Consider the following 9,066-nt stretch of genomic DNA (forward strand, 5'->3'; position numbering starts at 1 on the left):
GTCGATCAGTCCCTCGCGGTGGCGGCGTGGGCAAACACAGGCGCACGCGCGGACACAGGCACAGCGGGGTCAACAGAATGAGAAGGGGAGGTGGGGCGGATTTCTTGGGGCGACAGGCGCCGATTGACTGTCATCGTCATGGAAGCATTCCTTTTTATTTTTGTTATCAGTTATGCGTTGTCGTACAACGCGATCTTGAGTATCGGCAGAGATCTTTAGGCTGTCAACGCGCGGGGCTAGGAAACTCGCCAACGGTCGTCATGCCGGCCTTACCAACGGTCGCTGGCGGATATTGCGGCCCCCCTGTTTCTCTGCTAATTTCGAAAATGTTAACGATGACATTTCCGCTTTAAAAATAAAAACAACGGGATTTTTCGCTATGACAACTCGCCTCAAGAAGGGCTTCTCCGCCGTTCTCTGTTCCCTCGCCGTGGCTGTCGCCTGCGGCAGCGCCCTCAACGTTCAAGCCGCAGACGCCGCCAAGACCGGTCCGCTGAAGATCGGTGCGTCGTTTCAAGAGATCAACAACCCGTATTTCGTGACCATGAAGGACGCTCTTCAGGACGCCACTGCCAGCATCGGTGCAACGCTGCTGGTCACTGACGCGCGCCATGACGTGTCCAAGCAGATCAGCGACATCGAAGACATGCTGCAGAAAGGCATCGATATCCTGATCATCAACCCGACCGATTCGGTGGGCGTTCAGTCCGCGGTCAAGCAGGCCCATGACAAAGGCGTGGTGGTCGTCGCAGTGGACGCACAGGCCAATGGCCCGCTGGACTCGTTCGTTGGCTCGAAGAACTTCGACGCCGGGGTGCAGGCCTGCGATTACCTGGCCAAGAACATCGGCGGCAAGGGCGACGTCGGGATTCTCGACGGCATCGCGGTAGTGCCGATTCTTGAGCGCGTGCGCGGCTGCAAGGAAGCCCTGGGCAAGTACAAAGACATAAAGATTGTCAGCATCCAGAACGGCAAGCAGGAGCGTGATCAGGCGCTGACCGTGACTGAAAACATGCTGCAGGCGCAGCCCACTCTCAAAGGCCTGTTCAGCGTCAACGACAACGGCTCGCTCGGCGCGCTGGCTGCCATCGAGTCCAGCGGCATGGACGTCAAGCTGACCAGCGTCGACGGCGCGCCCGAAGCCATCAAGGAAATCCAGAAGCCCAACAGCAAGTTCATCGCCACTTCCGCTCAATACCCACGCGATCAGGTACGTCTGGCCCTCGGGCTGGCGCTCGCCAAGAAGTGGGGCTCACAAGTCCCGGCGACCATTCCGGTCGACATCCTGCTGGTGGATCAGGCGAAGGCGAAAACCTTCACCTGGTAACGGCCGTGGCGCTGCTCGCCTGAGGTTTTCGGTCAGGCGGGCGCCACGGGTTCTGGCCAAGGACTTAGGCCCCGGATTTTGGTGAGTTGCGCAGCGATATTCTGCTGCGACGAGGTGCCCATGAGCTGCCTTCTGCAATTGGAAAACATCTGTAAAAGCTACCCCGGCGTGCAGGCGCTCAAGTCGATCAACCTGCAAGTGGAGCGCGGCGAAATTCACGCGCTGCTCGGTGAAAACGGTGCGGGCAAATCGACCCTGATGAAGATCCTCGCGGGCGTCGAGCATCAGGACAAAGGCAGCATTCTCATTGACGGCGCGGAGCAGCATTTCGCGACCTACAACGAGGCCATTGCCGCCGGCATCGGCATTGTCTTTCAGGAGTTCAGCCTGATCCCCTATCTCAATGCCGTGGAGAACATTTTTCTTGGCCACGAGATCGTCAACGGCTTCGGCTTGCTGCGCAAAGGCGAGATGCGCGAGAGGGCCATCGCGCTGTTCGACCGCCTCGGCGTGAAGATCAATCTGGATTGTTCGGTGCAGCACTTGAGCGTGGCCGAGCAGCAGTTTGTCGAGATCGCCAAGGCACTGGCCCTTGAAGCGCGTTTGCTGATTCTCGACGAACCCACCGCCACCCTGACGCCGTCCGAGGCCGAGCTGCTGTTCGACATCATGCGCGAGCTGAAAAGCCAGGGCGTGGCGGTGATCTTCATCTCCCACCATCTGGAAGAGATCTTTCAGGTCTGCGACCGCATCAGCGTGCTGCGCGATGGCGCCAATGTCGGCGCGCTGACCGTCGCCAACAGTGACATCGACACGCTGGTGGAGATGATGGTGGGGCGGCGTCTGGAAGCGAGCTTTCCGCCCAAGCAGTCCCGGGCCCAGGGCGACGTGGTGCTGCAAGTGCGTGACATCCAGCTGACCCGCAACGGCCCGCACAACAGTTTCAATCTGCACAAGGGCGAGATTCTCGGCTTTGCCGGGCTGGTAGGGTCCGGGCGCACGGAACTGGCGCTGGGGGTGATCGGCGCGTTGCCGGTGGTCAGCAAGGACGTACTGTTGCGGGGGCAGCCTGCGCACCTCAATGATCCGGCGCAGGCGCTGGCCAGTGGCATCGGTTTGTTGCCGGAAAGCCGCAAGAGCGAAGGGCTGATTGTGGATTTCAGCATCCGCGAGAACATCTCCCTGAACAATCTGGGCAAGTACGAAGGCGCGGCGCACCTGCTTGATCGGCACAAGGAAGACACCACCACCGCTCAACTGATGAAGCAGCTGTCGATCAAGGCGCCGAGTTGTGAAAGCCGGGTCATTAATCTCAGCGGCGGCAATCAGCAGAAGGTGGTGATTGCGCGCTGGATCAATCACCACTGCGACATCCTGATCTTCGACGAGCCGACCCGAGGCATCGACGTCGGCGCGAAAGCGGAGATCTACACCCTGATGCGCACACTCACCGAACAAGGCTTCGCGATCATCATGATCTCTTCGGAACTGCCGGAAATCATCGGTATGTGCGACCGCGTGGCCGTTTTCAACAAGGGCGCCATCGTCAACGTGCTGGAGGCTTCGGCCATCAATCCGCAGGAAGTGATGCGCCACGCCACCGGGAGTCTGAACAGTGAACACCTCCATTAAACCCATGAACGCGCAACCCAACCGGATGCAGCTCAACTTCGCCCGATTGATCCGCTCGCCCGCCTTCTATCCCTTCATTGGCCTGGTGGTGGTGACGGTCTTCATGATCTTCGCCAGCGACAAGTTTCTCACTGGGGCGAACCTGGAAAACATCGCCCGCCAAGTGTCTATCAACGCCATAATCGCGGTCGGCATGACCTGCGTGATCCTCACCGGCGGCATCGATTTGTCGGTCGGTCCGGTGATGGCCTTGTCCGGCACGCTGACCACCGGACTGATGGTCGCAGGCGTGCCGGCGCCGATCGCCATCCTCATCGGTTTGCTGATTGGCGTGGGCTTCGGAGTGGGCAACGGCATCTTCGTCGCGTACCTGAAAATGCCGCCGATCATCGTCACGCTGGCGACCATGGGCATCGCGCGCGGGCTGGGCCTGATGTACACCGACGGCTACCCGATTGCAGGGATGCCGGAGTGGTTTGCCTGGTTCGGGCGCGGCACGCTGTTCGGCATCCAGGTGCCGATTCTGATCATGCTTGCGACCTACTTCTTCGCCTGGGTGCTGCTGCAGCACACCCGCGTCGGTCGCTACGTTTATGCCATCGGCGGCAATGAAGAAGCCGTGCGTCTGTCCGGCGTTCGCGCCTCGCGGTTCAAGCTGCTGGTGTACTCGATCAGCGGGCTGACGGCAGCGATTGCCGGGCTGGTGTTGTCGTCGCGGCTGATGAGCGGGCAACCGAACGCGGGCGTCGGCTTCGAGCTGGACGCCATTGCGGCCGTGGTGCTGGGCGGCGCCTCGATTGCCGGCGGGCGCGGCGTGATCATTGGCACGCTGGTGGGCGCGATGCTGCTGGGCGTGCTGAACAACGGCCTGAATATGCTCGGCGTCTCTCCTTATGTGCAGAGCGTGATCAAGGGCGGAATCATTTTGCTGGCGATCTTCATCAGTCGGCAGCGGCATAAATAAACCGAAAAGCAGCGCGTGTAGAAGCGCGCTTCTACACGCCATCCAACGATCAAAACAGGTGAACCGACATGGAACAAAACACAACAAACACCATGCAAGCCGTCGTCTGCCATGCCCCGAAAGACTACCGTCTGGAGCAGATCAGCAAGCCCGTTGCGCGGGCCAATGAACTGGTGATTCGCATCGGTGCCTGCGGGATCTGCGCCAGTGACTGCAAATGCCACTCAGGCGCGGCGATGTTCTGGGGCGGCGAGAGCCCGTGGGTCAAGGCGCCCGTGGTGCCGGGCCACGAATTTTTCGGCTATGTGGATTCGGTGGGCGAGGGCGCTGAAGAGCACTTCGGCGTGAAGGTGGGTGACAAGGTCATCGCCGAGCAGATCGTCCCGTGCGAGAAGTGCAAGTTCTGCAAATCCGGCAAGTACTGGATGTGCGAAGTGCACAACATCTTTGGCTTCCAGAAGGACGTCGCCGAGGGCGGCATGGCGCAGTACATGCGCATCCCGAAGACCGCTATCGTGCATCACATTCCCGAGTCGGTTTCGCTGGAAGACTCGGCGTTGATCGAGCCGATGGCCTGCTCGATTCACACGGTAAACCGCGGTGATGTTCAGCTCGACGACGTGCTGGTGATCGCCGGCGCCGGCACGCTGGGTCTGTGCATGGTGCAGGTCGCCGCGCTGAAGACGCCGAAGAAGCTGGTGGTCATCGACATGGTCGACGAGCGCCTGGAGCTGGCGAAAAAATTCGGCGCCGACGTGGTGATCAACCCGAGCCGCGACAATGCCAAAGAGATCATCAGCGGCCTCACCGACGGCTATGGCTGCGACGTTTACATCGAGACCACGGGCGTGCCGATCGGGGTGACTCAGGGTCTTGATCTGATCCGTAAGCTGGGCCGTTTTGTGGAGTTCAGCGTGTTCGGCGCCGAGACCAGCGCTGACTGGTCCATCATCGGCGACCGCAAAGAACTGGACGTGCGCGGCGCTCACTTGGGCCCGTATTGCTACCCGATCGCCATCGACCTGTTCGAGCGCGGGCTGGTGACGTCGGAGGGTATCGTCACCCACGACTTCGGTCTGGACGACTACGCCGAAGCGTTCGCCCTGGCGGACTCGACCAAGTCGATCAAGGTGCTGCTCAAACCGGTGAACTGATAACCCCCATTCTGTAGGAGCGTGGCTTGTCCCGCGATCTGCCGGGCACCGGCAGCAAACCTCGCCACGCGGTGAATCAGGCATACCGTGGCCTCATGATTGCGACCGGTTCCCGGTCGATCGCGGGACAAGCCACGCTCCTACAGGTTTTGCGTAGCACTCCAATAACAACTAGAGCGCACCCGGATGGATTACGTCATCGGTGTCGACATCGGCACCCAAAGCACCAAGGCATTGCTGGTCGATGGTCAGGGCCGGATCGTCGCGCAGCACAGCCACAGTTATAAGGTCGACACCCCCAAACCGCGCTGGGCGGAGCAATGGCCACAGGTCTGGCTCGACGCCGTGGAAATCTGCGTCGCCGCCTGCATGCGCAAGAGCGCGTTGCCCAAAGACAGCGTCAAAGCCCTGTGTGTCAGCAGCCTGTACGGCGGCTCCGGCATTGCGGTCGATGCGCAGATCAAACCCTTGTACCCGTGCCTGATCTGGATGGACCGCCGCGCTGAGGAACAGGTCGAGTGGGTCAATCAGCACGTGGATCTGGAGCGGCTGTACGCGATCACCGGCAATGCGGTGGACAGTTATTACGGCTTCACCAAAATGCTCTGGCTCAAGGACAAGCAGCCGCAAGTCTGGGCCGACACGCGCTACCTGCTGCCGCCCAACAGCTACGTCAATTACTGCCTGACCGGCGAGGTTGCAGTGGACCACAGCTCTGCCGGCAACATCGGCGGCGTCTACGACGTCAAGGCACGGGGCTGGTCGGCAGAGATGCTCGACGCGCTGGGCATCCCGGCGTCGATGATGCCCGAGCGGCTGGTTCACTCCGGTGAGGTGGTCGGCGGTCTGTTACCCGAATGGGCCGATCGGCTTGGGCTTAGCCCTGAAATTCCGCTGCTTGGGGGCGGGGTAGATGCCGCCATGGCGACCTTCGCCGCAGGCGTTACCCAGGCCGGCAACCACGTGGCCATGATCGGCACCAGCATGTGCTGGGGCTACCTCAATCAGCAGGTCGATGCCCGGCATGGTCTGGTCAGTTTTCCCCACGTCTTCAACGGCGCCAAAGACCTCTACATCTTCGGCGGCGCGATCACCGCCGGCGCCTCGGTCAGCTGGTTTCGCGAGCAGTTCTGCCAGGCCGAAGAGCAGCAGGGTCGCGAGAGCGGCGAAGACAGCCACGTCATACTCGAACGCGCCGCGATGAAGATTCCGGCCGGCAGTGACGGCGTGCTGTTCCAGCCTTACCTGATGGGCGAGCGCAGCCCGGTGTGGGACGCCAGAGCCAGCGGCAGCTTTGTCGGGCTGAGCCTCTATCACAGCCGGATTCACCTGTACCGCGCGGTGCTCGAAGGCGTCACGTTCGCGCTTCGGCACAACATCGAAGCGGGCACAAAAGGCGCGCAGTCCCTGGACCCTCGGCTGATCGTGGTCGGCGGTGCCAGCCATTCGGACTTGTGGATGCAGATCATCGCCGACGTCACCAACTTCCCGGTTTACACCATCGTGCAGGAAGTCGAAGCGGCGCTAGGTGCGGCGCTGCTCGCTGCTCATGCGGTCGGTCTGGTGGATGAGGCGCAGGTTCATAAAGGCTGGGTCCAACTGGAGCGCCGGGCCGAGCCTCAAGCGGAGAACGTCGAGTTGTATTCGCGACTGTTCGCCGATTACGTGGCGCTGTATCCGGCGCTGAAACCCATCATGCATCGCTTGCAGGGAGCGTGACTGTGAACACGGCTCAATTTGATTTCAGCGGCCAGCGGGTGCTCGTCACCGGCGCCAGCAGCGGCATTGGCTGGGAGGTCGCGCAGCAACTGCTGAACAGCGGCGCCGAGGTGTATGCGATGGGCCGCGATGCAGCGGCGTTGGAAAACCTGGCAGGGCAGGGCTGTGTGGCGTTGCGCGTGGACGTGGCCGATCAGCCTTCATTGGCCGCAGTGTTGGCGGACTTGCCGGTGATGCACGGGCTGGTCAACTGCGCCGGGATTTCCATACTGGAGTCCGCGACCGAGGTGAGCGCCGGGGCGTTCGATCAGGTCATGGCGGTCAACGTGCGGGCGGCGGCGATGATCGCCGGGGCGGTGGCGAAAAAGATGATCGCCGAAGGCGTGGCGGGGAGCCTCGTCAACGTGTCGAGTCAGGCTTCGTTGGTGGCGCTGGATGATCATCTGAGCTATTGCGCGTCGAAGGGCGCGATGGACGCCATGACCCGGGTGCAGTGTGGCGAATGGGGTCGCCACGGGATTCGCGTCAACAGCGTCAACCCTACGGTGACCCTGACGCCCATGGCGCAGATGGCCTGGAGCGAGCCGAGCAAACGCGACCCGGCGCTGGCGGCGATTCCCCTCGGCCGCTTCGCCGAAACCGCAGAAGTCGCGGCCCCAATCCTGTTCCTGCTGAGCAGCGCAGCGTCGATGATCAGCGGTGTGTCGCTGCCGATTGATGGGGGATATACGAGCCGCTAGAACGCAACTCGCAATGGTAGGAGCGTGGCTTGTCCCGCGATCTGCCGGGCACCGGCAGCAAAGTCTGTCGACGCGGTGAAACAGAAATACCGTAGCGTCTGTCATCGCGACCGGTTCCCGGTCGATCGCGGGACAAGCCACGCTCCTACAGGGGACCGCGTCGAGTTGGGGAGGGTAAGAGTTTCACGGGAGAGGTTTGGCGATGAGTCGATAATAAAGGCTCACCCGCTAACGCCATTCTCCAGCTCCCCGACAATCACCACCTGCGCCTTCGGCAGATGCCGATCCTCGATTCGCTCCAGCAGCAGTTTCACCGCGCTGCTTCCCGCCAGCGACGCATCGTGGGCGATGCAGGCGATGGGGATGCCGAAGATGTCGGCGAAGGGCAGCCGGTCAATGCCGCAGATGGCCACGCTGTTGTGGGCGATGTCGCGGTCGCGCAGGGCTTTCATGGCGCCCAGGGTGATGAGCTGGTTGAAGCCGAAAATCGCGTCCGGCAGCGGGTGGTCGCGCAGGTAATCCAGTGTGCTCTGGTGCGACGGCTCCAGCGTGTAGTCACCGGCAAACACATCCACTTGCACCGGCTTGCCGCTCTCGGCAATTGCCGCCTTCACGCCCTTCAGGCGTTCCTCGGAAATCCGCGAATGCGCAGGGCCGGTCAGCACCAGCATGCGACGCATCGACGGGCTTTGTGCCAGCAGGTAACGGGCGCCTTTCAGGCCGCTGTGATAGTTGTCGAGCACCACATGGCTGAACGGGCTGGCAGGCAGCGCGCGGTCCAGTTGCACCACGGGAATGTCGCCGTTGCTCAGGCGACTGAGATAGACCGGCTGGTACGCCGGCTCGTCCGACACCGGCGACAGCACGATGCCGGCCACGCGGTAACTGAGCAGCGTATCCACCGCCTTGGCCTCGAGTTCTTCAGAGCCGTCGGTGTCCACCAGCATGATGGTGTAACCACGGGTTTTCGCCTCGCGGGAGATCGCCTTGATCATCTCGCTGTAGAAGGGGTTGTCCACCGACGCGGTAATGACACCGATGATCATGCTCTCGCTGCGCTTGAGGCTGCGGGCAAAGGCATTGGGGACGTAATCGAGTTCTTGCGCCACTTCCAGAATGCGCGCCAGGGTGGCGGGCTTGACCAGATCGGGTTTGTTCAGCGCCCGGGAAACAGTGACAGGCGTCATGTTCACGCGGCGGGCGATGTCGGAAATGGTGACGGGGGTTTTCTTGCTCATGGGCGATTGGCTGCCTGAAATCCGGGACAACCTGCGGGGCAGTCGCATCCCTCCAAAGAGTGCCAAGGCTAGCACGATGGAGGGCGCCAAAGGGATGCCGATGTCGGGCCTGACAGGCAAACCGATGGCTTTATTTTCGGGCGTTGGGGGGGGGGGGGGGGGGGGGGGGGGGGGGCGGGGGGGGGGGGGGGGGGTTGGGGCTGGGGGGGGGGGGCGGGCCGAGCTGGTGGTTGGATCAACACAAAGATAGTGACCTTTCGCGCTAATATGCGAACTATTTACTCGTCGCCCC

7 protein-coding genes are annotated in these 9,066 nt (G+C 61.9%); 6 read left to right on the plus strand and 1 reads right to left on the minus strand.

The window, feature by feature from the left end:
- The first annotated feature begins 379 nt into the window (after positions 1-379).
- From SLW75_RS27625 to SLW75_RS27650, 6 genes are all read left to right on the plus strand, one after another.
- Positions 380-1,327: a substrate-binding domain-containing protein gene (locus tag SLW75_RS27625; protein WP_065987583.1), complete on the plus strand. Its 948-nt coding sequence runs from the start codon at positions 380-382 to the stop codon at positions 1,325-1,327.
- A 120-nt stretch (positions 1,328-1,447) separates the two neighbouring features.
- Complete coding sequence (locus SLW75_RS27630) at positions 1,448-2,959, plus strand: sugar ABC transporter ATP-binding protein (protein ID WP_410936011.1); 1,512 nt, start codon at positions 1,448-1,450, stop codon at positions 2,957-2,959.
- Between the two features lie 4 nt (positions 2,960-2,963).
- Positions 2,964-3,923, plus strand: coding sequence for an ABC transporter permease (locus tag SLW75_RS27635; protein WP_410929659.1), 960 nt, complete (start codon positions 2,964-2,966; stop codon positions 3,921-3,923).
- 68 nt (positions 3,924-3,991) lie between these two features.
- On the plus strand, positions 3,992-5,077 hold the full coding sequence (locus SLW75_RS27640) for an alcohol dehydrogenase catalytic domain-containing protein (RefSeq protein ID WP_410936012.1): 1,086 nt from the start codon (positions 3,992-3,994) through the stop codon (positions 5,075-5,077).
- 186 nt (positions 5,078-5,263) lie between these two features.
- Positions 5,264-6,796, plus strand: a complete 1,533-nt coding sequence (locus SLW75_RS27645; protein WP_410936013.1) for an FGGY-family carbohydrate kinase — start codon at positions 5,264-5,266, stop codon at positions 6,794-6,796.
- Positions 6,797-6,798: 2 nt separating this feature from the next.
- The gene (locus SLW75_RS27650; protein ID WP_369318952.1) at positions 6,799-7,536 is read left to right on the plus strand and encodes an SDR family oxidoreductase; all 738 of its coding nucleotides are present in this window, start codon (positions 6,799-6,801) and stop codon (positions 7,534-7,536) included.
- Positions 7,537-7,757: 221 nt separating this feature from the next.
- Here SLW75_RS27650 and SLW75_RS27655 read toward each other — a convergent pair whose 3' ends face one another.
- Positions 7,758-8,774: a LacI family DNA-binding transcriptional regulator gene (locus SLW75_RS27655; RefSeq protein WP_065987577.1), complete on the minus strand. Its 1,017-nt coding sequence runs from the start codon at positions 8,772-8,774 to the stop codon at positions 7,758-7,760.
- Positions 8,775-9,066: the final 292 nt, after the last annotated feature.

Origin of the sequence: Pseudomonas sp. W5-01, from assembly GCF_046540435.1 — a bacterium.
In the GTDB taxonomy this organism is placed as follows: Bacteria; Pseudomonadota; Gammaproteobacteria; order Pseudomonadales; family Pseudomonadaceae; genus Aquipseudomonas; species Aquipseudomonas graminis_B.

Bases quoted from the DNA above. Each gene is read 5' to 3' on its own strand.
- SLW75_RS27625 (WP_065987583.1), top strand. From the start codon at position 380: ATGACAACTCGCCTCAAGAAGGGCTTCTCCGCCGTTCTCTGTTCCCTC.
- SLW75_RS27630 (WP_410936011.1), top strand. From the start codon at position 1,448: ATGAGCTGCCTTCTGCAATTGGAAAACATCTGTAAAAGCTACCCCGGC.
- SLW75_RS27635 (WP_410929659.1), top strand. From the start codon at position 2,964: ATGAACGCGCAACCCAACCGGATGCAGCTCAACTTCGCCCGATTGATC.
- SLW75_RS27640 (WP_410936012.1), top strand. From the start codon at position 3,992: ATGGAACAAAACACAACAAACACCATGCAAGCCGTCGTCTGCCATGCC.
- SLW75_RS27645 (WP_410936013.1), top strand. From the start codon at position 5,264: ATGGATTACGTCATCGGTGTCGACATCGGCACCCAAAGCACCAAGGCA.
- SLW75_RS27655 (WP_065987577.1), bottom strand. From the start codon at position 8,774: ATGAGCAAGAAAACCCCCGTCACCATTTCCGACATCGCCCGCCGCGTG.